The organism is Ampullimonas aquatilis (genome assembly GCF_049675895.1).
In the GTDB taxonomy this organism is placed as follows: domain Bacteria; phylum Pseudomonadota; class Gammaproteobacteria; order Burkholderiales; family Burkholderiaceae_D; genus Ampullimonas; species Ampullimonas aquatilis.
In genome coordinates, this window is record NZ_CP183834.1 from 3,516,017 (window position 1) to 3,543,006 (window position 26,990).

At 46.2% G+C, this 26,990-nt stretch carries 29 protein-coding genes; 10 read left to right on the forward strand and 19 right to left on the reverse strand.

The window, feature by feature from the left end; all coding sequences use genetic code 11:
* Nucleotides 1-5 precede the first annotated feature (5 nt).
* From gspN to gspG, 8 genes are all read right to left on the reverse strand, one after another.
* Nucleotides 6-743 (reverse strand): type II secretion system protein N, encoded by a 738-nt coding sequence (gene gspN / locus ACMYR3_RS16395; RefSeq protein ID WP_424193177.1) that lies wholly within the window; start codon nucleotides 741-743, stop codon nucleotides 6-8.
* Nucleotides 744-835: 92 nt separating this feature from the next.
* A complete protein-coding gene (gspM, locus tag ACMYR3_RS16400; protein ID WP_424193179.1) occupies nucleotides 836-1,366 on the reverse strand; it encodes a type II secretion system protein GspM in 531 nt (176 codons plus the stop codon).
* The gene (gspL, locus tag ACMYR3_RS16405; protein ID WP_424193181.1) at nucleotides 1,366-2,586 is read right to left on the reverse strand and encodes a type II secretion system protein GspL; all 1,221 of its coding nucleotides are present in this window, start codon (nucleotides 2,584-2,586) and stop codon (nucleotides 1,366-1,368) included. The genes gspM and gspL overlap by 1 nt, the downstream gene beginning before the upstream one ends.
* A complete protein-coding gene (gspK, locus tag ACMYR3_RS16410) occupies nucleotides 2,583-3,641 on the reverse strand; it encodes a type II secretion system minor pseudopilin GspK (RefSeq protein ID WP_424193183.1) in 1,059 nt (352 codons plus the stop codon). The genes gspL and gspK overlap by 4 nt, the downstream gene beginning before the upstream one ends.
* On the reverse strand, nucleotides 3,638-4,387 hold the full coding sequence (locus ACMYR3_RS16415; RefSeq protein WP_424193185.1) for a PulJ/GspJ family protein: 750 nt from the start codon (nucleotides 4,385-4,387) through the stop codon (nucleotides 3,638-3,640). Before ACMYR3_RS16415 ends, gspK begins: the two co-directional genes overlap by 4 nt.
* Nucleotides 4,374-4,742: a type II secretion system minor pseudopilin GspI gene (gene gspI / locus ACMYR3_RS16420; protein WP_424193187.1), complete on the reverse strand. Its 369-nt coding sequence runs from the start codon at nucleotides 4,740-4,742 to the stop codon at nucleotides 4,374-4,376. Before gspI ends, ACMYR3_RS16415 begins: the two co-directional genes overlap by 14 nt.
* Complete coding sequence (locus ACMYR3_RS16425) at nucleotides 4,739-5,293, reverse strand: GspH/FimT family pseudopilin (RefSeq protein ID WP_424193189.1); 555 nt, start codon at nucleotides 5,291-5,293, stop codon at nucleotides 4,739-4,741. Before ACMYR3_RS16425 ends, gspI begins: the two co-directional genes overlap by 4 nt.
* Before the next feature lie 54 nt (nucleotides 5,294-5,347).
* Nucleotides 5,348-5,839, reverse strand: a complete 492-nt coding sequence (gene gspG / locus ACMYR3_RS16430) for a type II secretion system major pseudopilin GspG (RefSeq protein ID WP_424193191.1) — start codon at nucleotides 5,837-5,839, stop codon at nucleotides 5,348-5,350.
* A 36-nt stretch (nucleotides 5,840-5,875) separates the two neighbouring features.
* Between gspG and ACMYR3_RS16435 the strand changes: the two genes are divergently transcribed.
* The 3 genes from ACMYR3_RS16435 (at nucleotide 5,876) to ACMYR3_RS16445 (ending at nucleotide 8,280) form a co-directional block, all read left to right on the forward strand.
* Entirely contained in the window at nucleotides 5,876-6,496 is a 621-nt protein-coding gene (locus ACMYR3_RS16435; protein ID WP_424193193.1) for a type II secretion system protein N, read from the forward strand.
* Between the two features lie 232 nt (nucleotides 6,497-6,728).
* Complete coding sequence (locus ACMYR3_RS16440; RefSeq protein ID WP_424193195.1) at nucleotides 6,729-7,241, forward strand: EF-hand domain-containing protein; 513 nt, start codon at nucleotides 6,729-6,731, stop codon at nucleotides 7,239-7,241.
* A 481-nt stretch (nucleotides 7,242-7,722) separates the two neighbouring features.
* The gene (locus tag ACMYR3_RS16445) at nucleotides 7,723-8,280 is read left to right on the forward strand and encodes an HNH endonuclease (RefSeq protein WP_424193197.1); all 558 of its coding nucleotides are present in this window, start codon (nucleotides 7,723-7,725) and stop codon (nucleotides 8,278-8,280) included.
* 77 nt (nucleotides 8,281-8,357) lie between these two features.
* Here ACMYR3_RS16445 and queD read toward each other — a convergent pair whose 3' ends face one another.
* Nucleotides 8,358-8,852: a 6-carboxytetrahydropterin synthase QueD gene (gene queD / locus ACMYR3_RS16450; protein WP_424193199.1), complete on the reverse strand. Its 495-nt coding sequence runs from the start codon at nucleotides 8,850-8,852 to the stop codon at nucleotides 8,358-8,360.
* 123 nt (nucleotides 8,853-8,975) lie between these two features.
* The gene (gene queE / locus ACMYR3_RS16455) at nucleotides 8,976-9,608 is read right to left on the reverse strand and encodes a 7-carboxy-7-deazaguanine synthase (RefSeq protein ID WP_424193202.1); all 633 of its coding nucleotides are present in this window, start codon (nucleotides 9,606-9,608) and stop codon (nucleotides 8,976-8,978) included.
* Nucleotides 9,609-9,943: 335 nt separating this feature from the next.
* Here queE and ACMYR3_RS16460 point away from each other — a divergent pair, with 335 nt between their 5' ends.
* Entirely contained in the window at nucleotides 9,944-11,044 is a 1,101-nt protein-coding gene (locus ACMYR3_RS16460; protein WP_424193204.1) for an NADH:flavin oxidoreductase/NADH oxidase, read from the forward strand.
* A gap of 82 nt (nucleotides 11,045-11,126) precedes the next feature.
* Here ACMYR3_RS16460 and ACMYR3_RS16465 read toward each other — a convergent pair whose 3' ends face one another.
* The 6 genes from ACMYR3_RS16465 to dnaA form a co-directional block, all read right to left on the reverse strand.
* Nucleotides 11,127-11,927 (reverse strand): HNH endonuclease, encoded by an 801-nt coding sequence (locus ACMYR3_RS16465; RefSeq protein WP_424193207.1) that lies wholly within the window; start codon nucleotides 11,925-11,927, stop codon nucleotides 11,127-11,129.
* 125 nt (nucleotides 11,928-12,052) lie between these two features.
* Nucleotides 12,053-12,313, reverse strand: coding sequence for a hypothetical protein (locus ACMYR3_RS16470; RefSeq protein WP_424193209.1), 261 nt, complete (start codon nucleotides 12,311-12,313; stop codon nucleotides 12,053-12,055).
* 17 nt (nucleotides 12,314-12,330) lie between these two features.
* Nucleotides 12,331-12,603: a hypothetical protein gene (locus ACMYR3_RS16475; RefSeq protein WP_424193211.1), complete on the reverse strand. Its 273-nt coding sequence runs from the start codon at nucleotides 12,601-12,603 to the stop codon at nucleotides 12,331-12,333.
* A gap of 287 nt (nucleotides 12,604-12,890) precedes the next feature.
* Entirely contained in the window at nucleotides 12,891-15,356 is a 2,466-nt protein-coding gene (gene gyrB / locus ACMYR3_RS16480; protein ID WP_424193213.1) for a DNA topoisomerase (ATP-hydrolyzing) subunit B, read from the reverse strand.
* 91 nt (nucleotides 15,357-15,447) lie between these two features.
* On the reverse strand, nucleotides 15,448-16,560 hold the full coding sequence (gene dnaN, locus ACMYR3_RS16485; protein ID WP_424193215.1) for a DNA polymerase III subunit beta: 1,113 nt from the start codon (nucleotides 16,558-16,560) through the stop codon (nucleotides 15,448-15,450).
* A gap of 253 nt (nucleotides 16,561-16,813) precedes the next feature.
* Complete coding sequence (dnaA, locus tag ACMYR3_RS16490) at nucleotides 16,814-18,262, reverse strand: chromosomal replication initiator protein DnaA (protein WP_424193217.1); 1,449 nt, start codon at nucleotides 18,260-18,262, stop codon at nucleotides 16,814-16,816.
* 375 nt (nucleotides 18,263-18,637) lie between these two features.
* Here dnaA and rpmH point away from each other — a divergent pair, with 375 nt between their 5' ends.
* The 5 genes from rpmH to mnmE all read left to right on the forward strand — a co-directional run bounded on the left by rpmH (nucleotide 18,638) and on the right by mnmE (nucleotide 22,620).
* Nucleotides 18,638-18,775 carry a 50S ribosomal protein L34 gene (gene rpmH / locus ACMYR3_RS16495; protein WP_424193219.1) on the forward strand — a complete coding sequence of 46 codons (138 nt, stop codon included), beginning with the start codon at nucleotides 18,638-18,640 and terminating at the stop codon, nucleotides 18,773-18,775.
* Nucleotides 18,776-18,823: 48 nt separating this feature from the next.
* Nucleotides 18,824-19,267, forward strand: a complete 444-nt coding sequence (gene rnpA, locus ACMYR3_RS16500) for a ribonuclease P protein component (RefSeq protein ID WP_424193221.1) — start codon at nucleotides 18,824-18,826, stop codon at nucleotides 19,265-19,267.
* On the forward strand, nucleotides 19,264-19,515 hold the full coding sequence (yidD, locus tag ACMYR3_RS16505; RefSeq protein WP_424193223.1) for a membrane protein insertion efficiency factor YidD: 252 nt from the start codon (nucleotides 19,264-19,266) through the stop codon (nucleotides 19,513-19,515). The genes rnpA and yidD overlap by 4 nt, the downstream gene beginning before the upstream one ends.
* A gap of 22 nt (nucleotides 19,516-19,537) precedes the next feature.
* Nucleotides 19,538-21,196, forward strand: a complete 1,659-nt coding sequence (gene yidC / locus ACMYR3_RS16510; RefSeq protein WP_424196572.1) for a membrane protein insertase YidC — start codon at nucleotides 19,538-19,540, stop codon at nucleotides 21,194-21,196.
* Nucleotides 21,197-21,267: 71 nt separating this feature from the next.
* Nucleotides 21,268-22,620 (forward strand): tRNA uridine-5-carboxymethylaminomethyl(34) synthesis GTPase MnmE, encoded by a 1,353-nt coding sequence (gene mnmE, locus ACMYR3_RS16515; protein ID WP_424193225.1) that lies wholly within the window; start codon nucleotides 21,268-21,270, stop codon nucleotides 22,618-22,620.
* A 3-nt stretch (nucleotides 22,621-22,623) separates the two neighbouring features.
* Here mnmE and lysA read toward each other — a convergent pair whose 3' ends face one another.
* Nucleotides 22,624-23,886, reverse strand: coding sequence for a diaminopimelate decarboxylase (gene lysA, locus ACMYR3_RS16520; protein WP_424193227.1), 1,263 nt, complete (start codon nucleotides 23,884-23,886; stop codon nucleotides 22,624-22,626).
* 7 nt (nucleotides 23,887-23,893) lie between these two features.
* Nucleotides 23,894-24,070 carry an LPS translocon maturation chaperone LptM gene (gene lptM, locus ACMYR3_RS16525; RefSeq protein ID WP_424193229.1) on the reverse strand — a complete coding sequence of 59 codons (177 nt, stop codon included), beginning with the start codon at nucleotides 24,068-24,070 and terminating at the stop codon, nucleotides 23,894-23,896.
* Between the two features lie 33 nt (nucleotides 24,071-24,103).
* Here lptM and cyaY point away from each other — a divergent pair, with 33 nt between their 5' ends.
* The gene (gene cyaY, locus ACMYR3_RS16530; protein ID WP_424193231.1) at nucleotides 24,104-24,436 is read left to right on the forward strand and encodes an iron donor protein CyaY; all 333 of its coding nucleotides are present in this window, start codon (nucleotides 24,104-24,106) and stop codon (nucleotides 24,434-24,436) included.
* Here cyaY and ACMYR3_RS16535 read toward each other — a convergent pair.
* Nucleotides 24,426-26,864 (reverse strand): penicillin-binding protein 1A, encoded by a 2,439-nt coding sequence (locus tag ACMYR3_RS16535; RefSeq protein WP_424196573.1) that lies wholly within the window; start codon nucleotides 26,862-26,864, stop codon nucleotides 24,426-24,428. The two genes, cyaY and ACMYR3_RS16535, sit on opposite strands and share 11 nt — an antisense overlap.
* Nucleotides 26,865-26,990 lie beyond the last annotated feature (126 nt).

Sequence of the window (26,990 nt, forward strand, 5' to 3'; positions counted from 1 at the left end):
ACGCCTTAAAACTTCAGCGAGACCGCATCCAATGTGGTCCGTTTACCCAACAAACTGAGCAAACTACTCAAGCTCGGTTCATAACCTGCTGCGGCCTTGGCCTCACCATCAAACTGCAACGCACCCGTTGCCCATGACCCGGCTCCGGTAATTAACAAGGCTCCTGACCGCGTCTGCACATTCATCGTGCGACTCGACAACATCAACATCGCTGTGTAGTCCCCTAAAGGACTGACCGGAGACAGCGCTGTTGAAATCTGACTGATATTGACAGTCACCACACCCTGCGGTGCAATCTTTTGACCCAGTGTCAGTCTATCCCAGTTCAGCGCCACCAAACCTTTCGGCTTAAATGTATTAAACGGTGTTCCCAAACCCGTCAGGAGCTCAGCGGGCAATCTGATCTGCCCAGGCTCCACGACAACCTCATTCAATCCTAAAACCAATTTGACTGGTGCCGGCATCATCTCCGTATGTACCAGCTCAGCCTGTAACTTTCCTGAAAAAACCGAAAAAGGATCAATCTTCCACTTCAACAAACCTGGCAATACCAAACCGGTCAAACGTTTACGTCGGCCATCGCGCACTTCGTTCAAAGCATTCAAACCATTTTCTGACAGACCCAGCATGGCCTCACCTTGCCAGACCGTACCATGCGCGTGAGCCAGCACAACCCGGCCATCCGAGTGCTCCAGAACCGCATCGGCAACCCAGGTTGCCGGAAAAAAAACCAGCAACACCATGAGCACTGCCAGCATACTCAGAATAATACCGATAAGGACAGTAAATATTCTTCCCGAGCTGCGCGATTGTATCGGACTCCCCGCCAACTTCATCACGAATCCGCACTAGCCGACTTCAGCCAGCACCCAACTGATACCACACCAGGTGACGGCGTCGCTCCATCCATCTTTTTAATCGTCGCCTTGACGACCAATACACCCAACTCTGCCTGGTTAATGCGCAACCACTCCAGCCACTTGGCAAAAGCCACCTCGGACAACTCAACATGCACCAAATCACTTTCCTGAATGACTTTGGCATTAAAGCCCTGACGGGTCAAACTGCCGGCTATGGCTTCTTTAAGTTGATTGGCTGGCACCGAAATAGGTTTGCTACCTGAACGCAAACCCATGGCCTGTTTAGCTAAACCCGCCATTTCAGCGGCCTGACTACGCAACGGTGGTAATTCCTTGTTAAGACGTGCAACACCAGTTTGAGCCGGATCATAAAGCAAACCATAGATCAGACCGATTGCTATCACCGAAGCAGCAATCAGCAGCATGCGCTGTTCACGGCCCGTGCGACTATTCCAATAAGTTTGCCAGCGACTCATATTGGCTTGAATCAGTGGGTGTTTAAACATTAGCTGCCCCACCGAATCTGCCAAACCGATTTATTACCAGCCTGAACTGCCGCCGGACTGCCAGACAAACCTTCCTGCGTCAGACTGGATTGCAATTGTTCATTGGCTGGCTCTTTGACAAACGTCACCGTCAGCACATCATTGCGATATTCAAAACTCTCAATCATCGGATCGGTTCCGGGGCTCAATTTATTAACCGCATTACCCAGACGCGCCAACATCGCGATCATGTCTTTGCTACTGGCGCCACCCACTTGTTTGCCGGTCAGCTCAACAATGCCACGCCGCATTTGCACCAATGGGTCGACCACCACCGAAATTTGTGGAAAAGCCTCTTTGAAAGTTTGCGCCATTTCTTCCGCCAGCGCACTTTTTTCACTGCGCAAGATGGCCCATTGCGTTTGCAAGCCGACGATATGCAAAACCACCAAACCGGCGGCCAGGCCAAGTGGCCAGCGCCATGTCTTGATCCAGTTTTCTTTTGGTTTCTGGCTACGTGCACCCTGAATAAATTCAAACTGACAAAAATTGATGGGTGATTTGAGGCAACCATCAATCCAGTCTTTGGCACTCATTTCAACCCGTTGCATTTCTGTTGGATCAATTTGTCCCTGCACCGCGACCCACTCAAGCCAGCCGGCCAGTGTCTCTTCTGACGAATTGAAACCCAGACCGGTCGCCGGATTCATCCGTGCAGAACAAGAGAACGCGCCGTCTTCCAGTTCCGACACAATGTAATTAATACCACCACGGATATTGCATGGAATACACAACGCTTCAGGAACCGCGCGCGCGACTTTATAGCCACGATCCGAAAACAGCTGCAACACCTGGGTGAACCACAAGCGATCAATCGCCCCCATGGTGCGGGCTTGCGGCGGCATTTGCTTTGGATCGACCGGGCTAATGGCCATATGCACGGTATTGACATCCGTCAGCAGCTGATCTTCCATCGCATTGGACAATGCCGCCTTGAGCTTGTTACCACTCAAACTGGCCGGCAATAACGACTCTTGCAGCGTGACATCACTACCAGAAAAAATCAGGATGGCTTCATCGGCCTTGGGCAGATCAGCCAGTTGCGCAGCGCCCGTCTGCTCAATTTGCAGTGGCAGCTTTTTTTCGGTACGCGCCAAAATAAACAGAAACTGACTATTGATAGTCAGTGTCGTTGCATCAGTCAGCCGCGGTGGAATCCGGACATAGAGTTGCAGGCTCACAGCGTTTCCTCAGCATAAGGGTTGATCGAATCACTCACCCTGACCAGCTTGGTCACACCATTACTGGCGCGCTCAACCAATGCCTCAATGGCACGGCGTGCACGTCCCAGTCGAACCTTGCCTCGCACAATGAAATAACTGCTGTTAAATGTCATAACGCTATCACTATCGGCCAACAGATCGGGGCCGAGGACGCCTTTCATGTCGCCGCTATTATTAAAATATGCCTTGTTACGTGCTGCCACCAAGGCTTTGGCATCTGCCAGGCTTATTTTAGCAAGTCTGGCTGCCAATACCTCGGCACTCGCTGTATTTCCGTTCACCTGAACGATACTGCTATCTGGCAGCACAGTACAAAATGGGGTAAGACGGGTAATCAAATTTTGATCAAAACCACTGACCGCCATAAAGTCATCCAAAGTGGCCAAGCCAAATGCGCTGCTATTGCTGCCTTCGGACAAACTCGCGCCAGAACCGCCTGCACCACCTTTATCAGTCCCTTGCGGATTAAAAGCACTTTGCTGACCCTTTTGAGTTTCTGCCACAAACTGTGCGGCACGTTCGGCCAATCCGGTATCCGCGCCAAGCATTTCCAGCAGTTTCATAAAACTATCGCGTTCCCGTTTTTCAATCACGCCATTCGTAGCCAACGCCGCCAGATTCAAACGTGACTGCGCATCAATGATACGTCCCTCCAGAAAGGCTTCTTCATCATCGCTGGTAATAAAAGCCTCTTTTGAGGTTTTTTCCAGATAAGCCGACAAACGTGTTTCCGGAATCGGAATCGCCCAAGCCTGCCCCAAATGGGTTTTGCCAGAACGTGCATCACCACGCAAAATCACGCCGGCCCAATCCAGCGCCGCCCGCAAGACCCAATTGATCTGTGCTCGTGAACGCTGATTCTCCACGGCCCGCAACGATACCTGTAATTGCCAAAACAGGCCAGAAATCAAAGTGGTTGCCAAAGCCACAATCAGCAAAGCGGTCACGACAGCAGCGCCACGGCTACGTTTTGGTTTGGATAAACGGACAAGGGGTCGTGTTTGCTGCATCATGTCCCCAGCAATAACAGCTTGGTATAGTTGACCGACAAGCCCGCATTATTGGTGCGCGCCACTGTCAGACGCAGTTCCAGCCCTTTGACAACACGGCTCAATATATGAATCTGCGCGTTATAGGCCGTCGTCAACCGCGTCATTTCATCGGACTGACTGCCAACGGTCTTCCAAGCCGGTTCCGTTACCGTTGCACCAGGAGCATCATCCGCCCACAAACGCAAACTGAGCCCCTGAACGTTACCCAGCAAGGCCACATTTTGTGGATCAGATAATACATCGCTGCGATTCAATTCAGACTCCAGACTGCGGATCCATTCTTGCGCCGAGGAACGATTATTAAACAAGGGGGACGCACGACGCACAAACCGATCACCAGCCAATCGATACAAAACCAACTGGACGCCGCCTGACTGTTTAGCCGAGTTATTGCTGCCATTGGCCTGTGGCACCGCAAACGCCTGTTGTGATGGCGTGCGACGCACAATCACAAATGCGGCCTGGCTTGGATAGGCCCATACCGATGGCAAACCGGTATCTTGCGGTGCCGCCGCATTTTCTGAATCAAAAGCCAGTTGCTCAAAGGTCATTTCCAGACCGTTAATCGCGTCGGTTTGCGCGGTCACAATATCACGGCTGCGAATCACACTATCCAGGCCGCGCCACGACATCACCGCAATCACGGCCAAAATGCTGACCGAGACCAACAGCTCCAGCAAAGTAAATCCTGAATCAGCGCGGCGCATTGACCACCACATGAATCAGTTTGACCAGCCGTTCGGTATGTTCGGCGTTATACACACTCACTTCAACCCGCCGAAAATTGGGGTTGGGTGTGCTTTTGATCTCTTCTTCGCAAATCAGGTTGAGCTCGCCCTGTGGACAATCTGTCGAACGTTGGCCAATCGGCGGAAACTCTTGCAATAAGCGCATCTGTACCAAGCGGTTTTCTGCCGACACCGAAGCCAGCGTGCGCATGCGCAAGGCATCGGTGTTGCGAGTCAGATTACCTGCCGCACGCAAAGTCGCAATCATGGCGACGCCCACAATGGTGAGTGCCACCAATACTTCAATCAAGGTAAAGCCACGCGTTATTTTCACGGCGCCGCACTCCCGGTCTTGACGACAAAATGGCCCAGGCCATCTGCCTCAATTTGTACCCGTTTGCCAGGCAAATCTTCACGGGTCAGCGACAAGACGAATGGGGCATCAATTGGTTCGCGGCCAAAGACAATCATCAGTGTTTCGGGATTGGGATTGGCGTATTGCTGAGCAGGTCGACCAGGTTGAATAAAGGTGCCCGTTAAAGGCAAGCCACCCATCCAGTTGCGTGGTTTAAGAATGTCATCACCATTGATCTGCGTCCAGCTCGACAGATCGTTATATTGCGCCAATGCCATAAAGCGGTAGCTGATCCGATCGGCCTGCCAGGCAATCGGTGCGCCGCGCAAACGTGCTTCATCACGTGCCGCAGAAAACAGTTGCGCCAGCCGCTCGGCTTCGGTGCGCAATTGCTGCTCACCACCCGGAAAGGCACGCACACCCACCACGCCCAGAATGATCCCCATGATCACGACCACGATCATCAGTTCAATCAGCGTAAATCCGCGGGAACGATACCGTTGTAGGACAGTGGGAATGGGTTTGGACACGATGGATGTGATGAGCGAACCGCCAGCCACCAGCGGCTGGCTGAATCAGCGATCTTATTTGTCCCAGTTGCCAACATCGGCATCCACGCCCTGGCCACCCGATTGGCCATCGGCACCAAAACTGAAAATATCAATTTCGCTGCGTACACCCGGGCTCAAATACTGGTACGGATTGCCCCAGGGATCTTTTGGCAATTTATCCAGATAACCGCCCAGCTTCCAGTTATTGGGAACCGGCGCGGTACTTGGTTTTTGCACCAGCGCGACCAGTCCCTGCTCGGTCGTGGGATAACGCATATTGTCGAGCTTGTAGAGTGCCAGTGCCTGCTGAATGGAGGCCACATCCTGCTTGGCCGCCACAGCACGTGCCTCATCGGGACGGCTCATCACCTTGGGTACCACCAGTGCCGCCAGCACCCCCAAAATCACAATCACAACCATGATTTCAATCAGGGTAAAACCACGCGCCCTGCGTAGGCCAGAGTTGAGTTTGTTGACGTGTTTATTGAGCTTTAACGCTGCTGTAGAGACTTTTGTTGTATTCATCTTCATTTTCAAGAGTTAAGAGTGCGACAGAGCACAATGATACCAAGCTACAATACCTTCATGATCCGTCGTTACCAGCAATTACTTCCTATCGCCAGTGCCGTGTTACTGGTGGCCGCCATTTGTGGCCTGATTACCTATTGGGTGCTCACCATCAAAGCCAGTCGCAGCATTCCTGCTCCGGTGGGGGTGATTGCCCAAACCACTGCACCACTTAATTTGGAACCTGCCAAAGCCCTATTTGGTGTTGCCGCCAATTCTGGTGCCGCGCTGGCCGTGCAGATCCAGCTTGCCGGCGTGGTCTCACCCGACATTCCCGGGCCCAATGCTGCGGCCATTGTATCGGTGGATGGCAAACCTGCCGAATTTGTCCGGGTTGGTCGTGAAATCGCACCCGGCGTGATACTTAAAGAAGTCCACGGCAAATCGATTGTCGTGACTCGTGCCGGTGCAACTGAAGAAATCCAACTTCCGCAAGACGCCATCGTTGGTATCGGTGCGCCCACGCACAACCTCCCACCCATCAATAACAATCCGGTCGGTTTGCCGCCAGCAGGTGGTCCACCTGGCAATCCCGATGGCGCCAATAATGGCATCCCGCCCGGCGCACCGATGCCACCAGATGGTGACGGCCCGCAAATGCCACTATCACCTTAATATATCAGCCTTCATGCATCAATCCATTGCGCCATCGACAGATTGATTGTCACACAGATAGTTCCTTTGTCTCATCCTATTGCGCATGGCCTTTTATCGACTGAATGATTGACGACCATCCGCAAAGTTCTTACGTACCTCACTCATTAACGGATGTAAAAAGCTGTAACAGCGCTGAACGCTGCCCAGACCTCGGACTCCTATCAGGGCATTTTAAAAAAGGAGTCCCATAATGAGCATATCCCTGAACATTTCCGCCAAGACCGTACTGACCGTTTTAACCCTGGCTGTTGCCAGCACTGTCAGTCTGGTCACCTTGAGTGCGGCTGACGTTGAATTGGAACAGCGCCATGCCCAACATTTTGATCAGCTCGATGCCAACCATGACGGTCAACTCTCCAAGGCCGAAGCCGCCGACAACAAACGTTTGCTGGCCGATTTTGACAAGCTGGACAGCAACCACGACAACCAGCTGAGCAAGGCCGAGCTGCAGGCGGGCATGATGGCCATTGCCGCCGAGCACAAGGCCGAATTTGAACGACGCTTCAAAGAAGCGGATAAAAATGGCGACGGTCAGTTATCGCCAAGCGAGGCTAGCACCGTACCGCACCTGGCGCGTCATTTTGATCAATTTGACAGTAATCATGATGGCCAATTGAGCAGTGAAGAAATCACCCAAGGCATCAGGCTGCAACGTCGACAACATGACGAGATGAAATCCGTACCGGCGGCGCAAGGCAGTTAATCGCAGCGCGCTTTTAACCCATTTTTACCCGCAGCTTTTACCCACTTACCCAAAGTGAAAATTCAATCGGCTGGCAGTCTGATTGCCACGCGCTAATGACCGCACAAACATGTTTTTGGGTTAAATTCAACTCAGCGACCAGGCTGTTTAGACTGATAAAACGGCACTGTTTTACCTCGAAATCAAGCACAAACACGGTACCCCCTATTAGTACCAATCATAATTAACCCATATAGTGCGTAAATATTGACTCAATTTAAATACATACCCACTGTATTTAATGATGCCACGATAAAGCAATTCCGTTGCCAGTTATTTAAGCACCGTTGTATTCAATTTCATCTTTGTATGGTAAGTTAGCAATGTCTATGGTGAATGGCTGGGCGATTAAGCCCGCCAACCAGACGGCGCACTGCGGCAGAATCATCTGCTTGAGCTGGGCGAGGTCGCCCGGAATGCGGTGATGTCACAGGAATCTGCCATGAAGATACTGAAGCTCAGTTCGCAAGGAATTCCCCACGCGTGGTTATCGCTGGAAGAAGCGGTATTGCACTACGCAGCCGATGAGGTCCGCTGGGAAGCGGGTCGCAAGGTTGCCATGTTTCGCGGTGGCATCAATGCCATCACCGGTGTGCAGTCAGTCGTTACAGTTAACTCCATCATCGGCACCAAAGGTTTTCCCCGCATCAATCCATTCAACGTCATCCCCGGTCTCACCAATACCAAGCTGTTTGTGCGGGACCGTAATTTTTGTGCTTATTGCGGCGACTGTTTTGATACCGCCGAATTGACGCGTGAACACATCATCCCGTTTGCCCAGGGTGGCCGTGATATCTGGATGAATGTGGTGACTGCCTGCAAAGCCTGCAATCATCGCAAGGCGGCGCGCACGCCCCAACAAGCGCATATGCCATTGCTGTATGCGCCGTATATTCCGTCATTGTGGGAAGACATGATCCTGCGCAATCGCAGGATTTTGGCAGATCAAATGGAGTTCTTGATGGCGCATCTACCCAAGGGCAGTCGCCTCGCGGCTTAAGGTTGGAAAGCCATCGGGCTTGCTGCTGGTTTAAACAACCCCACCACAGCAAGCCGGTTTAACGGCTGTTGCTACCCTTAAGCTTGTACATCCGCCCAGCAATTGGGCGTTTCGTACAAGCGCACCTGCGTCAGGCGCAAGCGCTCACCATAGTGCGCCTGATACGCTTTCTGCAAAATTTCAAATGCCTTGGCAGCCAGATTTTCTGCGGTTGGAATGCAATCCAGCAACACGGTTTTATGGTCAGGCAAACCATTTAAAAACGCCACCAGTTCGGCATCACCCTCATAAGCCAAAAAGGCGTGGTCCCACACATCGACAATCTGTTCTTTGGCAATGCTCTTCACATCCGAAAAATCCAGCACCATGCCATTGCTCGACTCACCCGGTACCTCCAGCACATCGCCCGTGAGCGAGATTTCCAGCGCATAACGATGCCCATGCAGATTGCGACACTGACTTTTATGATCAGGAATTCGATGGCCGGCATCAAACTCCAGTCGGCGTGTGATGGTGACTGGCGACGTAGCGCCGGAACGACCCGAAGAGGCGGCAGATTGTGGGTTTGACATGATGCTGTCAGCTTTCATAAAAACGATCCATCAAAGGCTGGATCTGTACACTACATAACTTCTATTGTTGACTTCTTTTAACTTAACAAGATGAGCATCATGCTCACCACAACGTGCCAGCCGTCAAGGAATGGCAATCAGCTTATGGGTTTGCAACGACAAGCGCCATTGCGGATGTGCCTTGCAAAATTCAACCGCCGCCTGCGTATTGGCCGCTTGATCTGGCCCATCCATGGGTTGCACAAAATAATGTTTAAAATTTAATTTTTCCAGTGCGGCCAAATTTTGCCCGCTTTGTGGAAACACCACCTTCAACTCATTGCCACGCTCAACCAGTAACGCCGCATTGGCCTTGGGGCTCACACACACCCAATCAATCCCGGCCGGAATCACCACGGTGCCATTGGTTTCTACAGCAATTTCAAAGTCGAGTGAGTGCAGAGCGTCAATCAACACGGCGTCTAATTGCAAAAGGGGTTCACCACCCGTACACACCACATAGCGATGCTTGGCCTGCGCTGGCCAAAAGCTGGCAATGCGCTGCGCCAGACTCATCGCATCGACAAACTTGCCACCATTCACACCATCGGTACCGACAAAATCGGTATCGCAAAACTGGCAGATTGCATTGGCACGATCCGCCTCACGCCCGGTCCATAAATTACAGCCGGCAAAACGACAAAACACCGCCGGGCGACCAGCCTGGGCACCTTCACCTTGCAAGGTATAAAACATTTCCTTGACCGAATATGTCATGCCAAAGCCGCTAAAACAGTAAATTATGGGGGGTATATTTAAAAATAAACCCATTAAGTGCGTTGAATATAGGCCTAATTTTACACTACCATAGAGTATCAGTAGAAATCAGAGGCCAGTTGGCACACTGCCGCGCCTCATGGCAACAAAAACCACCGCAGCAATTGCAAAGCCGAGCACTATAGAGCTTGCACGCGCAGCGCGTCAATCATTCCCGCCATTTAACAAGGACAATCTGCCATCATGGCTGAACATCTGCCCAGTTCTAGACTCCAAGTCTGAGCTTATTCAAATAACCATCTCGCCGCGCCATTCAACCCGTACAAAGGATCATCGTGAGCCGACTATTTTCACCCCTGCAAATTGGCCAGCTGCAACTGTCCAACCGCATCGTCATCGCCCCCATGTGCCAGTACTCCGCCGAGCTCGGCCAGGCAACTGACTGGCACACCATTCATTTGGGTAATCTGGCTTTATCCGGTGCGGGCTTGTTGATTATTGAAGCCAGCGCGGTTGAGCCTCGTGGCCGCATCACCTATGCCGACCTCGGCTTATGGAATGAAGACTGCGCCTTGGCACTCGCCAAAACACTCAAAGCCATTCGCCAATATTCCTCCATGCCCATTGGCATTCAGCTCGCCCATGCTGGCCGCAAAGCCTCCACCAAAAAACCCTGGGACGGCGGCCATGCCATTGCGCCAGATGCTGAAAACGGCTGGCAAACCATCTCCGCTTCCAACCTGCCCTTTCATGACAACGGCCCCGTGCCACAAAGCGCCACCCTCAGCGACATTGCCAGTATTCGACAAGCCTTTGTTGCGGCGGCCGAACGCGCTAAACAACTGGGTATCGACCTCATTGAAATTCATGGTGCGCATGGCTACTTATTGCACCAGTTTCTTTCGCCACTTTCCAACCAACGAAATGACCAGTACGGCGGCGGTCTGGAAAACCGCATGCGCCTCTTGCTGGAAATTTTTAGCGATGTGCGTCAGGTTTATCCCGCCAATAAACCGATTGGTGTGCGCATCTCAGCCACTGATTGGCTTGATGGCGGCTGGGACTTACCGCAAAGTATTGAACTCGCCAAAGCATTGGCACAGCGTGGTTGCGACTACATTCATGTATCCAGCGGCGGCTTAAGCCCACAACAAAAAATTCCCGTCATACCCAACTACCAGGTACCTTTTGCAGAAGCCATCAAACAACACGTCACCATGCCCGTCATCGCCGTGGGCCTGATTACCGAGCCGCAACAAGCCGAAGCCATACTGCAAAACCAGCAAGCCGATGCCGTCGCCCTGGCCCGTGGCATGCTCTATGACCCACGCTGGCCCTGGCATGCTGCCGCACAGCTCGGCGCAACCATCAAGGCCGCGCCGCAATACCTGCGCTGTGAGCCACATGCAGTCAAAGGTTTATTTTTTAAAGATTAGTCGTGTCATGCCAGCTTGGTTTCAATATCAGCGGGCAAACATAATGTTCAGGCTGCTCGACGAAGATTTAGGCATTTCTGCATTACAGGACGATGATTGTCCTGGTCTTTTGATAAATGTGGCATCTGGCACCACAGTCAACACCTGCTAACTGATTACCCACAAAGTGCTCTGTAACAGTGCCTTTAGACCATTTCAGTGTGGTTCGGATTGCATGTGTTCCGACATCAGAATGAATCGTTTCCCTTCTAAGCACAAGGTCGTCTGGAATAATCACACAGTACTCGTTTATGGGGTAGGGCATCCGTGAGTTCCTGACCGAGCCCTCCTCGTTGATTTCGTAATAAGCGATGGCCCCATCTTCGAGTTGCTGTTCCACATGTAGCCATCCATCGCGCATCATGTACTTGAATTTTGTCTGTGGTCCAGTTAAGGTTTCATAGAACCGTCCGACTTCTGGCGTCCAACTATCCTGCAACTCCGGGCCAACAATCGAATAGGTCTCACTTGAAGACTGAGAAGGTGCAGATCCGAGCATCTTTCGAATCGCTGTCTGCTCGGCAATTACTTCCTCTATTCGATGCAGCAGAAGGTCCGAGTTGAAGATGACTGCTGGAAGCGCCTCGTGGGCATTCTTAATCTCGCGGAGCCGTTTGGCCGGATAGCGGACCTCATCGTCAGTCTCTTTGTGATGCTGGTGACAGAGGAACAGAAGATTCTCTGGAGCGCGACGTTCCTCATCCGTTTGTTCCTGGTTGTAGCGCTGCCCCCCTGGTTCGGCTGCATGGATGTGGCACAACTCCGCCACATAGACGCCTTGCAGATTGAGAAGCGGGTGATCGCACCCTGGAAAGGCGCACTTGTTCTTGGACAGAATGGCCAAATCTCGGAGAGCTTCTTTTCTGATGTGGAGTCGCGACATAGTGTGTTTGAGATACCTAACGTACTAGCTGAGGGGCACGAAGCAGCTTGCCGGCATAGCATCCTGCTTGACCGAAGTGTTAAGCATCATGGGAACTGCCATTCAGTTAAATTAAAGCCCCGGCTTGTTAAGTTTGACCGAGCCTCGTTGATAATAAAACATAACCGTGAATGGTCTGAGAATTGGGGTTTTAAAATTTCATCAACATTGAGTAATGGCTCGTCCTTGTCAAAAACCCTAAAACGGATGCGAAATCCATAATCCCAAAGTTCCGCAACACAGCGTAGGGGAGCAAAGGCAGAATTTATAATTTCTACTACATTTTCAATTTCAATTGGAATACTCAATTTAAACCCCAGCTAAATTATTCACAGCGCCATGAAGATGTCATGTCAGTACCTGTTTGCATAACACCTCCACGATAGATCGCCGCTCTTTTAAAGACCGCACAATGTTCGTCGGCAAGTCTGAATGCAATTGGTTTACCCCATTCACTATGTTCAATAGTTATACTAAACTCGTTCTTACTGAGTATTTTCGCACGTTGAATGCCGTTTGGCTCTGCATCACGAGATGCTGGGCCAACACAGCCATTCAGTAACAGAGAAGATAGAGCAAGAAAAATAATGTGTTTCAATATAGCCTCCTGTAAACCTAATCTAATTTAGACATACAAAAATAAATAATATTCGTTCAGTATTCAATGAAATATTTTGGAATCATACAACTGGCTGTATTACCGATTCTTATTAACCAAAAAAGGATGCGGATTATAGGTATTGGATTCAATAAAAATCATTTCTGACAACAATCTTTGAAAACAACAATGCCCAGTATTCCTGGGCATTGTTAATCTTATAAATAGAATTAATATCTATCTAAAGCTGATTTTCATAAATATAAAATTTTCCAATATTGAAAAAATTAAATATCAATATTTCGTGCAATCAATGCATTCTTTTCAATGAAAGCACGACGGGGTTCTACATCATCGCCCATTAGGGTAGTAAAGATAGCATCCGCTGCAATGGCGTCGTCAATTTGTACTTTAAGCAGGCGACGTACGCTCGCATCCATGGTGGTTTCCCAGAGTTGTTCGGGGTTCATTTCACCCAAACCTTTATAGCGCTGCTTGGACACATTGCGTTCGGCATCTTCAATCAGCCAGTTAATGGCACCACGGAAGTCGTTAACGATTTGTTCGCGGGCTTTATCACCTTCTCCACGTTTGATGGTGGCACCTTCGGCAACCAGGCCTTTAAAGGTTTGTGCTGCACGTTCCAGGGTTTTGTAATCGGCACCATGAACAAAGTCTGCTGTGATGGTTGAGACTTTGACATTGCCATGATGACGACGAGCAATCAGCAACTGATGTTTATCCGATTTTTCATCAAACTGGGCAATCACTTCTGCAGTGGCCATTTTGGCCTGCAAGGCAACGGCAGAAGCTTCGGCATTGGCGGCATTGTCCAGATCAAGTGCCAGGCCTTCGGAAATTAAACGCAATGCCTCTTCATCCATAAAACGAGACAGTCGTTGAATCACGCTTTCAGCCAATTGAAATTGACGGGCCAGTTCGCCCAGTGCATCGCCACTAATGGCGGGCTGATTTGGCTGTGCCTGCAAGGACGCATTGGTTAAAGCGAGCTTGGTGATATAGGCATTTAATTCGTGGTCATCTTTGAGATAACGTTCTTCTTTGCCATGCTTGATTTTGTAGAGTGGTGGCTGGGCAATATAAATGTAGCCGCGCTCAACCAGCTCGGGCATTTGCCGATAAAAGAAGGTAAGCAACAAGGTGCGAATATGTGAGCCGTCCACGTCTGCATCGGTCATGATGATGATGCGGTGATAGCGTAGCTTGTCGATGTTGTAATCGTCCTTGCCAATGCTGGTACCCAGCACGCTGATGAGCGTCATGACTTCCTGGCTGGAAAGCATTTTGTCAAAACGCGCTTTTTCAACGTTAAGAATCTTACCTTTCAGAGGCAAAATCGCCTGAAATTTGCGGTCACGCCCTTGCTTGGCGGAACCACCCGCAGAATCACCCTCCACCAGGAAGAGTTCGGACTTGGCAGGATCGCGTTCCTGGCAATCGGCCAGTTTGGCTGACAAGCCCAGACCATCCATGATGCCTTTACGACGGGTCAGTTCACGGGCTTTACGGGCTGCTTCACGCGCCCGTGCCGCTTCGACAATCTTGCCGCAAATGATCTTGGCATCGTTAGGTTTTTCAAGCAGATAATCACCCAGTGTCTTGGCGACAATTTCTTCTACAGGCAAACGTACTTCACTGGAAACCAGCTTGTCTTTGGTTTGCGCGCTGAATTTAGGTTCTGGCACTTTAACGGACAACACACAGGTCAGGCCTTCACGCATGTCATCGCCGGTTGTTTCAACCTTGGCCTTTTTAGCAAACTCATGTTCATCAATATATTTATTGATGATCCGTGTCATTGCAGCACGTAAGCCCGTTAAGTGTGTGCCGCCATCACGTTGCGGAATATTGTTGGTAAAGCAAAGAACCTGTTCCTGGTAGCTATCATTCCATTGAATCGCCACTTCCACCGAAACAGTCACACCGTTATCCGCATCACGTTCACCAGCGGCAAAAAACACATTGGGATGCAAGGTGTTTTTGGTGCGATTGATGTATTCAACAAACCCTTTTACACCACCGGCAAAGGCAAAGTTTTCTTCCTTGCCTTGGCGCTCGTCAACCAATCGGATTTTTACGCCATCGTTGAGGAATGACAGTTCGCGTAGTCGCTTGGCCAAAATTTCATAATGAAATTCAATATTGCCAAAGGTTTCTTTACTGGCCAAAAAGTGGACTTCGGTACCGCGTTTGTCGGTATCACCAATGATTTTCAACGCTTCAACACGTTCGCCATCACGAAATTCCATGAAGTGAATCTTGCCTTCTTTGCGAACCGTTAAGCGCAACCATTCAGACAAGGCGTTGACCACCGACACGCCCACACCATGCAGACCACCAGAAACCTTATAGGAGTTTTGGTCAAACTTGCCACCCGCATGCAGCTCCGTCATGACAATCTCGGCCGCTGAACGGTGAAATTCATCTTCCTTATGAATATCGACTGGAATACCACGACCGTTATCAGTCACTGAAATAGAGTTGTCGGAATGGATGGTAATCACGATTTCATCGCAATGACCAGCCAGGGCTTCATCAATGGCGTTATCGACCACCTCGAAGACCATGTGGTGCAGACCAGAGCCATCACCTGTATCGCCGATATACATCCCGGGACGTTTACGTACTGCTTCAAGGCCTTTCAGCATCTTGATGCTGGAAGAGTCGTACTCTTTCAGGTTATCCGAAGGAGCGGCCTGATTGTCCGGTTCTTGCATAGGCGTATCTGACATGATGGTCTTCTTATTCAATAAAAACATAAAAGGGACTGACGTCCCTTCTTGGAAGCAACAACGCTATCAACCTGTTGCTGCTTTAGTCAGCTCAAATGCGCATTGGCATGACAACGTATTTGAACTCGGCGTTTTCTGCCAGAGTAAATAATGCGCTGCTGTTTGCGTCACCGAGTGAAATTTGCATATTCTCAGTTTTGATGTTGGACAGAATATCGAGCAGATAAACAACGTTAAAACCGATATCCAATGCTTCACCCTGATAATCGAGTTCCAATTCTTCGTTAGCTTCTTCTTGATCAGCATTGATGGAAACAATTTTCAAATTGTTGTCTGCAAGAATCCAGCGTACGCCTTTGAACTTATCACTGGTCATGATGGCAGCGCGTTGCAAGGCGTGCTGGAGATCTTCGCGCTTCACCATAAAGCCATTTTTGTAGCCTTTTGGAACAACACGTTGGTAATCGGGAAACTTACCTTCAACCAGTTTAGAAATGAGTTCGACTTGTGCAAACTGAAATTTGATTTGATTGGTACCAACTTCGATTTTGACGGGGTTATCGCTATCATCCAGCAAACGACTCAGTTCCAAAATTGTCTTGCGTGGCACGATCACTTCATGACGACCAGCAATCTCACCTGATACTTCCACAGTCTGTGCACAATACGACAAGCGGTGACCATCGGTTGCAACTGCTCCCAAGGTCTGACCTTCCAAAGTCAGTAGCATGCCATTGAGGTAATAGCGGATATCCTGCTGGGCCATGGCAAATGACACCATGCCAAGCAATGCTTTGAGCTGCTTTTGTGAAATGGTGATGTTTGCCCTGATTTCCGCTAAAGGTGTCACGACTGGAAAATCTTCAGCTGCCAATGTTTGCAAAGTAAAACGGCTTTTGCCGGACTGGACAGTCAACTTTTTGCTGTCTAAAGACAAAGCAACTTCACCATCAGACAGAGAACGTAATACGTCAACCAACTTACGGGCACTGACCGTGGTGGCAACATCTTCATCACCAAGACCAAAATCTGCCAATGTGGTGATCTGAATTTCAATATCCGTACTCAAAAAAGAAATTTCATTTCCTTTTTTACGAATCAGCAGATTGGCCAGTATGGGCAAAGTATGACGGCGTTCCACAATCCCCGACACAATTTGCAATGGTTTAAGCAAGTTATCGCGATGTGTTTTAACCAATTGCATTATATAAATACCTTTAGGATAAGATAATAGAGAATGACTTTTCTGTTGATAACAGCATTTTAATTAAGCACTTCAATTACTTACAATAAAATAACTTATCTGAAAACTTTGGGAATAAAAATCGAGTCTGTGTATAACATGGGCAGTAAATCACTATTTACTAAGTTATCAACAAAATTATCAATTTTTGACTCGTTTAACTAACAGGGTTATCCACAAGCCATTTTCAAATTATTAATTCAAGCTCACTATTCTAAGCCTTTAATGTTTGTTCCAATACATGTAGTTCATGATTGAGCTCGGTTACTTTCTGTCTTTCTTCGGCAATCTTCCTGACAGCGTGTAAAACAGTTGTATGGTCACGCCCCCCAAAAAGATCCCCAATTTCAGGCAAACTTTTCTGCGTCATTTCTTTTGCCAGATACATGGCAATTTGTCGAGGACGAGCAATATTGGCGGGCCGACGTTTAGAGTACATGTCGGCCACCTTGATATTATAAAAATCAGCAACCGTCTTTTGGATATTTTCTACTGAAATCTGTCGGTTTTGAACTGAAAGCAGATCTTTGAGGGCGTCTTTGACCAAATCAATCGTAATAGGTTTGCCATGAAACTTGGAGTAAGCCAAGACTTTACGTAATGCACCTTCCAGCTCACGAACATTGGAACGAACATTTTTGGCAATAAAAAAAGCAATATCTTCTGAAAGTTGCACGCTGTCATGCAAAGCTTTTTTAATCAGGATAGCAACCCGCATTTCAAGTTCAGGCGGTTCAATGGCAACGGTTAAACCACTATCAAAACGCGAGATCAAACGTTCATCGATCCCAGAAATTTCTTTTGGATAGGTATCACTTGTAATAATGACTTGTGAGCGATTGGCAATTAGGGCTTCAAAAGCATAGAAAAATTCTTCTTGAGTACGAGTCTTATTACTAAAAAACTGGATATCATCAATCAATAGCAAATCGAGTGAGTGGTAGTACCTTTTAAAATCGTCAAATGCGCCACGCCGATAGGCTTTAACGACATCACTAACGTACTGCTCTGCATGAATATAGCGGATCTTTGCATCGGATTTAACCATCAATAATTGGTTACCAATTGCATGAATCAAATGGGTTTTACCCAAGCCTACGCCACCGTATAAAAACAACGGGTTATAAGATGTGCCAGGATTATCAGCAACCTGAGTTGCCGCAGCTCTGGCCAACATATTTGCTTTACCAGTCACAAAATTATCCAAAGTCAGGTCTGGATTGATTTTGGATTTGTCATGAGCCTTACTGACAGCACTCATTGCCGAGTCATTCGTCCCTATACCGGAATTAGGAAGCGCTGGGTTTCCAGTGATATTTTCTTGATCGTGAAAATGATCATTACTATTTCTGTCTGCAATAGATTTATTGTGAATCAGATTGTTCTGGGGTGAAGAAGGACGATTTGGAACAGAAGTTTTTTCATGAAGAACAAACTGCAAGGAAACAGGTTGTTTCCAGTAATCATTGGCCAAATTTTGGATGCGATTTGAAAATTGGCTTTTAACCCAATCAAGTTTGAAACGATTGGGTGCAGAGATTTTTAAAATGAGCTTGGACTCATTGAATTCAAGGAGATGAAGAGGCTTGATCCAGGTTTTGAACTGTTGCTCAGGTAATTCCTGCTCTAGTACCTGACAGCAGACATTCCAAAATTCAGTCATAAAATTTGATCCTGGAAATTTCTATAGTGGGTTATTTGCTTTGCGATTTCAACAGGCAAAGCATTCTCTAATCAGAGTGTAGCGAGGGACTAGAGAAATTTTTTTGTTGCGAAAACAACAAAAAACCGATTAGAAACAGATGAAAAATAGTTTTCTATTCTAACTGATCAAGACCTTAAAATTAGAATTATCCCTAGAAACAGATAAAGATTTTTTGAAATAGCGACTCAAAAAACGGATTTTGCATTTCAGAGGGCATTTATCGGGGATTGACAAAAAACAAGAAAAAGACGATAATTAAAAGTTCAGTAAAAAATACAATGTTGCACTATTCGAATTATTGATGGGAAATATCCCTATCTATGAAAGCTAGCCATGAAACGTACTTATCAACCCTCAGTAGTTAGACGTAAACGCACTCACGGTTTTCTTGTAAGAATGAAAACACGTGGTGGCCGTTCTGTAATCCGCGCGCGCCGTGCAAAAGGTCGCAAGCGTCTTGGTTTGTCCTGATAGGGACCGTACATCAAATCCTTTTTGAGGATTTGAACGTGCCAATGAGTGGCAACATTCAGCAAGAAATCTAGAATATTAAAAACGGATGAGTTTTCATCCGTTTTTCGTATCCGCCCACTAAAAAAAACTGACCATTTCAGTTTGCATTGTCTGAAAAAGAACGATGAATTTTCAATCATGCGTTTTGGTGTTGTGGTTGCAAAAAAATATGTTCCTCGATCTGCCACGCGCGTATTAATCAAGCGTTTGTGTAGAGAGTGGTTCAGATGTTTGGACTTGCAAAAGATTGAGTATTACAAAGGTTTTGATTTGGTACTACGGATATCTGCAAAATTTGATAAACAAATTTTCGTCAGTGCACAATCAATCTTGTTGAAAAGAGCCATACAGATTGAGCTGGAAAGCATTACTGAATGTCTTACAAGTAAATGCAAACCACAGACTGATGCTATGGCATCCAAACTAAAAAAAGATGTGATGTCGTCATGATGAAAAAATTCATTCAGTCACTAATCCGTCTTTATCAACTTTTTCTTAGTCCTCTGCTTGGTTCAAGATGTCGTTTTGAACCTTCATGTAGTCAATACATGCTTGTGGCAATCGATCGTCATGGTTCATCAGCAGGGCTGACGATGGGTCTTCGCCGCTTGTGTCGTTGTCATCCGTTCAATCCAGGTGGATTTGATCCTGTCCCTGAAAATAAGGGAAATGATCAAACAGATGTGTTTTCAACCTGATTTAAATAGCCAACTCAAAATTATGGATATCAAAAGAACATTGTTATGGGCGATTTTTGCCATGTCGCTCATCATGATTTGGGATAACTGGCAAAGACATGAAGGCAAACCGTCTTTATTTGCACCTAAATCAATAAATCAAACAGTAGCGCCAACGGGGTCGGTCAATGATTCGTCGATTCCAGTAGTTAAAAGTGTGGAAAAAAATGAGGTGGCTTCTGAAACTTCCGAAAAGCTATCTGAAAATGCAAAAAATATCGATGTAACGACAGACGTTATTAAGGCGCAGTTCAGTACTCAAGGAGCCGAACTGAGAAGCCTGGAATTGTTGAAGCATATGGATACGCTGCATCCGGAAAAAAATATTCATTTATTTGAAATGAATAAGGATCGTGTTTATTTGGCTCAAACAGGTTTGGTTGGAGGAAATGGTATTTCCTTACCAAATCATAAAAGCCTTATGCACATATCATCCGAAAAGTTTGAATTACAGCCTGATCAAAACACGCTTGAAGTCAAATTTGAGTCAGATGAAATAGGTGGTGTAAAACTGATCAAGACCTTTGTTTTCAAAAAAGGCCGTTATGACATTGATGTAAGGCATGAGATTGTCAACGTAGGATCTCAACCGGTACAACCCTCTTTGTATTTGCAATTGGTCAGAGATGGTAATAAGTTGGAAAGTGCATCGCGTTTTTACAGCACATTTACTGGACCAGCTGCTTATAACTCGGAAGAGCATTTCAAGAAGATTGAATTTTCCGATATTGAAAAAGGAAAATCACTTGAATTAGGTAAGGCCGATAATGGCTGGATCGCTTTGGTTCAGCATTACTTTGTATCTGCTTTTATTCCAAAACAGTCTTTGCAAAGAGAAGTATTTACTAAAAAAATCTCGGACAATTTATATTCAATCGGTACGATTATTCCTTTGGTGCAGTTAGAGCCAGGTGCGACAACAACCATTGATGCCAACCTTTTTTCCGGTCCACAAGAAGAAAGTGCACTTGAAGAAACAGCACCAGGCCTAGAACTAGTTAAGGACTATGGCTGGTTGACGATTATTGCAAAACCACTTTTCTGGTTGCTGGACAAAATTCATGGATTTGTTGGTAATTGGGGCTGGTCAATTATTGTTCTGACAATATTGATTAAATTGATGTTCTTTCCACTGTCGGCAGCAAGCTATAAATCAATGGCAAAGATGAAATTGGTGACGCCAAAAATGCAGAAGATTAAGGAACAATACGCCAAAGATCCTGCGAAAATGAATCAGGCAATGATGGAGCTATACAAAACCGAAAAGGTAAATCCACTTGGTGGTTGTTTACCCATTGTGATTCAGATACCCGTATTCATTTCTTTATATTGGGTTTTATTAGCAAGCGTAGAAATGAGAAATGCACCATGGTTGGGATGGATTAAGGATCTGTCGACGCCAGATCCATTTTTTATCTTGCCAGTAATCATGGCTGCGACGATGTTCTTGCAAACCAAATTGAATCCGACGCCACCTGATCCTATGCAAGCTAAAATGATGATGGTCATGCCTTTGGTATTTTCTGTAATGTTCTTCTTTTTTCCCTCAGGGTTGGTTCTTTATTATGTCGTAAATAACACCTTGTCCATTGCGCAACAATGGCAAATCAACAAGTTGTTCGGGGAAAAGAAAACGGCTTAATCATTGATCAAGCAAAATTGGAAACGGCAAATTAGCATGTTTAATTTGCCGTTTTTCTTTTGAAAGTCATCATGAATTCAACGACGCCTATTATTGCAATAGCAACCGCTTCCGGCAGGGCCAGTGTCGGTATCATTCGTATATCAGGAAAGAATATCTTGCCGATTGTTGAGGCTATATGTGGAAAGTTATTAAACCCACGTCATGCAACATATTTAGCTTTTCTGGATCAAGATGGCCAAGCGATAGATCATGGTCTTGCTATTTATTTTCCGGCACCGCATTCGTATACGGGTGAAGATATATTAGAGCTACAGGCACACGGTGGTCCAGTAGTACTTCAAATGCTGATCAAGCGTTGTTTGAATATTGGGAAGTCTTTAAATTTGCGACTCGCAGAACCTGGTGAGTTCACTAAACGCGCCTTCATCAATGAAAAGGTCGACTTGGCCCAGGCAGAAGCGGTGATTGACTTAATAGAAGCAAGTACTGAAATGGCAGTTAAGAGCGCAAATCGCTCTATGGAAGGCAAATTTTCTTCACGTGTGAATGAGTTAGTTGGTCAATTGATCCGATTAAGAACTTTGGTTGAGGCAACGTTAGATTTTCCTGAAGAAGAAATCGATTTTTTAAAATCCAGTCAAGCACTTGAGCAATTGGAGAGTCTTCAAATTGGTTTCAAGGCGCTATTGGCAGAAGCAAAACAGGGGGCTTTACTCCGCGAAGGTTTACAAATTGTTATTGCAGGTCAACCCAATGTGGGTAAATCTTCTTTGTTGAATGCGCTGACTGGAATGGATTTGGCCATTGTTACGCCAATAGCGGGTACTACTAGAGATAAAGTCAGCCAAACCATTCAGATTGAAGGTATTCCTCTGCATATTACAGACACAGCGGGTCTAAGAGATGCTATTGATAGTGTTGAACAGATTGGTATTGAAAGAAGCTGGCAAGAAATTCGTAAAGCAGATGTGATACTTCATATGATGGATATCAGCATAGGTTTGACAGAAAACGATAAAAAAATAGCAGCAGACTTTCCTGCGGATATACCTGTTTTGCAAATATTGAATAAACTAGATCTGGCGACTCGAGTTATAGATATTGAAGAAACCACCATTCAAATATCTGCAAAAACGGGACTAGGCATTGATGTATTAAAGAATCGTCTACTAGAAATTGCGGGTTGGCAAAGTGGGCATGAAAGTATTTTCATTGCAAGACAAAGACATATTGTCGCTTTAATCAAAGCACAGCAACATCTAATTGAGGCTGCTGATTTTGCCGATCAAGGAGATCAGCATCTTGAGCTCTTTGCCGAAGAACTAAGGTTGTCCCAAGAGTCGTTAAGTAGCATTACGGGTCGATTTACTGCCGATGATCTCTTGGGAGAAATCTTTACTTCATTTTGTATTGGTAAATAATTTTTAAATCGGAGCAATATTTTCGAGAGAAAGTAAATATTCGACACTTTCTCTCTGACGAATTAAATAGTGTTCGTCACCATCAATCATGACCTCTGCGGCCCTGCCGCGAGTGTTGTAGTTGGAGCTCATCGTCATACCATAAGCACCGGAAGACAATATAGCGATTAGATCACTCTCTGAAACATCAAGCTGACGATCCTTGCCAAGCCAGTCACCAGTTTCACAAATGGGGCCGACTATATCTGCAGTCAAGCCTTTGTTGGAGGACTCTTTTACAGTAATCATCTCATGATAGGCCTCATACATCGCAGGTCTTGCAAGATCATTCATCGCAGCATCTACGATAATAAAATTTTTAGCTTCACCGGTCTTAGTGTACTGAACCTCGGTAAGTAAAACGCCAGCGTTACCAACTAATGAACGCCCCGGCTCTATCAATATGGTTTTGCGGTGATGATTTCTTGAATGAAGTCGTGCAATGATCTTCTCATAAAGATCGGCATGAGTAGGAGGTTGCTCATCTTGATATTGAATTCCCAAGCCACCACCTAAGTCAATATGTTCAATGGGAATCGATTGTTTCTCAAGTAACTCAACCATATCTAGCACTTTATCTAGGGCATCAAGATATGGTGAAATCTCAGTTATTTGAGAGCCGATATGACAGTCGATTCCTTTAATCGCAATATGATCAAGTAGTTTGGCATTTTGATAGGTTTTGAGAACGGAATCATATGCCAATCCAAACTTGTTGGTTTTCAAGCCGGTTGAAATATAAGGGTGCGTTTTTGCATCAACATCCGGATTGATTCTTAAAGAAATTGGCGCCACTTTGCCAAGCTCTTTTGCGATTGATTGAATCCTTAATAATTCTGCCTCCGACTCGATGTTGAAACAATGGATATTGTGCTCAAGGGCAAAACGAATTTCTTCTTTAGTTTTTCCCACACCGGAAAAAACGGTTTTGGAAGGTGATCCGCCTGCGGCAATCACTCTTTTAAGTTCACCAATTGAAACAATGTCAAAACCTGCCCCTAATTTTGCAAATAAATTAAGTATGGCAATATTGCTATTCGCTTTAACTGCATAACAAATCAGTGATTTTTGCTTGATTAATGCTTTTTCATAAGCATGATATGCATTACGAAGGGCTTCAGCGGAATACAGATAGAGTGGTGTTCCATAAAATTTTGCAATGCGATCCAAGGGAACATTTTCAATGTGAAGAATGTTGTCAAGATAGTGGCAGGGGGGGAAATTCATAATTTAATTAGTTTTTCTCATCTGGATCTAAAGCAGGGTTCTGATTGTCCCGAGATGGATAGGGTTTGGATTGTTCTTTGCTTTGACCTATTGGTGAAGGAAGATAAAGTGGTCCACGCTGGCCGCAGCCTGATATGATCGCGCACATGGCGAGCAATGTAATTGCTTTAATAAAGTTGTTCATTAACCTAATTTTTTAACTATCGACGAGTTTAGCATGACAGAAAGTGAATTCTTAAACAAGGCCAGTGGTGTTTTGGGTCAGGTTGAAATGGTTATAGAGAGTGCTGTTAATAATGATGAAAATGTTGATATTGATACAAGCCGTGAAGGAAATGTTTTAACATTGACATTTGAAAATGGCTCAAAAATTATTATCAACTTGCAACCATCCATGAAGGAAGTATGGATAGCGGCAAAATCTGGTGGCTATCATTATCGATATAGTAATGAGTTACTAACTAATACCCGTAATGGTGAGGAATTTTTTAAGTCATTACAGGCATTCGTTTTTGAGCAGTCGAACCTAATGTTGGTTTTTAATTCCTGAAAATATCCAGGATACGCTTTTTCTCTTCCTCGACTTTGTTTGTATCAATTGACATCGAATTATTGCCAGGTGCATTCTCTGGAGAAGTATTACCGTCTTCAGTTGTTGTGCTATCGCCCAAGCCCAGTGAACGTATACCGCCAGAACCTCCTGGCGTATTTTCTTCGTAATAATACTCTCCGCCAATATTAACGATGCCTTCAGGAATGGGTCTTTCTAAATCGGGATAACTCTTTAATACCTTGGCCATATAGTTGATCCAAATGGGCAGGGCCAATCCCCCCCCTGTTTCCCTGTCGCCTAGTTTTTTAGGTGTATCAAATCCAATCCAGGCAACCCCAACCAATTGAGGTTGATAGCCGGCAAACCATGCGTCAAGAGAGTCATTTGTTGTTCCAGTTTTGCCGGCAAGATCATTGCGCTTAAGCACCATAGCTTTCGCAGCCGTACCACTTTTAACGACTTCTTTTAGAAGGCTGTCCATCGTAAACGCGTTTCTGGCACTGATGACTCGAAATGTTTCATCGCCCGCAGTGGCGACTTGTGCTTGCATAATGATATTGCCTTGAGAATCTGTGACTTTTGAAACAATGTAAGGATTGACTCTATACCCTCCATTAGCAAAAACAGAATAGGCACTAGCTAGTTGCATAGGAGTAACAGATCCCGCGCCTAGAGCCATGGTCAGGTAGGGGGGATGTTTTTCTGAGTCAAATCCGAAACGGGTGATATATTCCTGCCCGTAATTTGGACCAATTTTTTGTAAGATCCTGATAGAAACCATGTTTTTTGATTTGGCAAGCGCGCGTCTCATGGTAAGTGGGCCATCAAATTTCCCATCATAATTTTTGGGTTCCCATGGCTGCCCGCCAGTCTGAGCGGCATCAAAAATCAATGGTGCGTCATTGATGATCGTTCCTGGTGTCAGGCCCTTTTCCAGTGATGCAGAATAGATAAATGGCTTAAAACTGGAGCCCGGTTGTCGCCAAGCCATATTGGCGTGGTTGAATTTGTTGCGATTGAAATCAAAGCCACCTATTAATGCTTTAACGCTCCCATCTTGGGGACTCATTGACACAAATGCACTTTCAACCTCTGGAAGTTGTGTGATTTCCCATAAGCCCTTATCGCCCTTGACTAGTCTAATAATAGAGCCGCGTCGAATATGAAGGCTGGGTTGAGCATTAGAGTTCAGCGAGGTTGCGACAGATTTGAGTGCCTCGCCTTGAATGATAACGACTTCGCCCGTTTGTCGAATAACGCGAACCTCTTTGGGCGAAGCCTGCAATACGAGGCCGGCATAAATGTCGTCTGAATCCGGATGTTCTAATAGAGCGTCATCAATGACCTGTTGCTGTTCGTCGATGTCGTTTGGAATCTCGACATAACCCTCCGGACCACGGTAACCGTGTCGCTTTTCGTAATCCATGACGCCTTTGCGAACGGCTTGATAAGCCGACTCTTGATGCTCTTTTGATATCGTGGTGTAGACATTTAATCCACGTGTATAAATTTCCTCCTTAAATTGTTGATAAAGCATTTGCCTTACCATCTCGGCTACATATTCGGCATGCAGGTTGAATTCAGTGCCAATCGTCCGGATCTTAATTTCAGCATTACGAGCTTGTTCATATTCACTTTCGCTGATATATCCGAGTTCATGCATTCTTAAAAGAATGTATTGTTGTCGTTGTCTGGCTCTTTGTGGATTAACTATGGGATTGTAAGCAGAAGGTGCCTTCGGTAATCCGGCCAACATGGCGGCTTCGGCAGTATTGATTTCTTTTAATGACTTGCCGAAATAAATTTGTGCAGCTGATGCAAAGCCATAAGCACGTTGTCCAAGATAAATTTGGTTCATATAAACCTCAAGGATCTGATCTTTGGTCAGCTGGCTTTCGATTTTGAAAGAAAGCAGAATTTCGTAAATTTTTCTGGTGTAACTTTGTTCGCTCGATAAGTAAAAGTTTCTTGCAACCTGTTGAGTTATTGTAGATGCGCCTTGTTTGATTTTGCCATTGGTGAGATTCAATATACCGGCTCGCAAGATACCTTTGTAGTCAACGCCACCGTGTTGATAAAAACTCTCATCTTCAATAGAAAGAACGGCCTGCTTCATCACATTTGGAATGTCCTCTATTTTGGTCAAATTACGACGTTCCTCGCCAAACTCTCCAATAAGCAAACCTTCAGAAGAATAAATGCGAAGAGGAATTTTGGGCCGATATTCAATAATCGTATCGATGGATGGTAGGTTTGGATAGGCAATCAAGAGTGCAAATAAGCCTAGAAGTACGGCAATCACTGTTGCAGCAAACGATACAAAAATGACTGTTAGGCAAGCGCGTATCCAAAACGGTTTTTTATCGGTTGTGGTCGGCGATGCTTTTTTGCTTAATTGTTTAACAGTGGGGAAGTTAAAAAGCATGGTGAATAGGGGTGGCAATTGATTGGGTCATTATAGCGATCAAGACGGCTAATATTTATTGATGGGCGTTCTAACAATTTTTATGAACCATATCGAATAGAAATAACGTAAAAGAATCAATCTTGG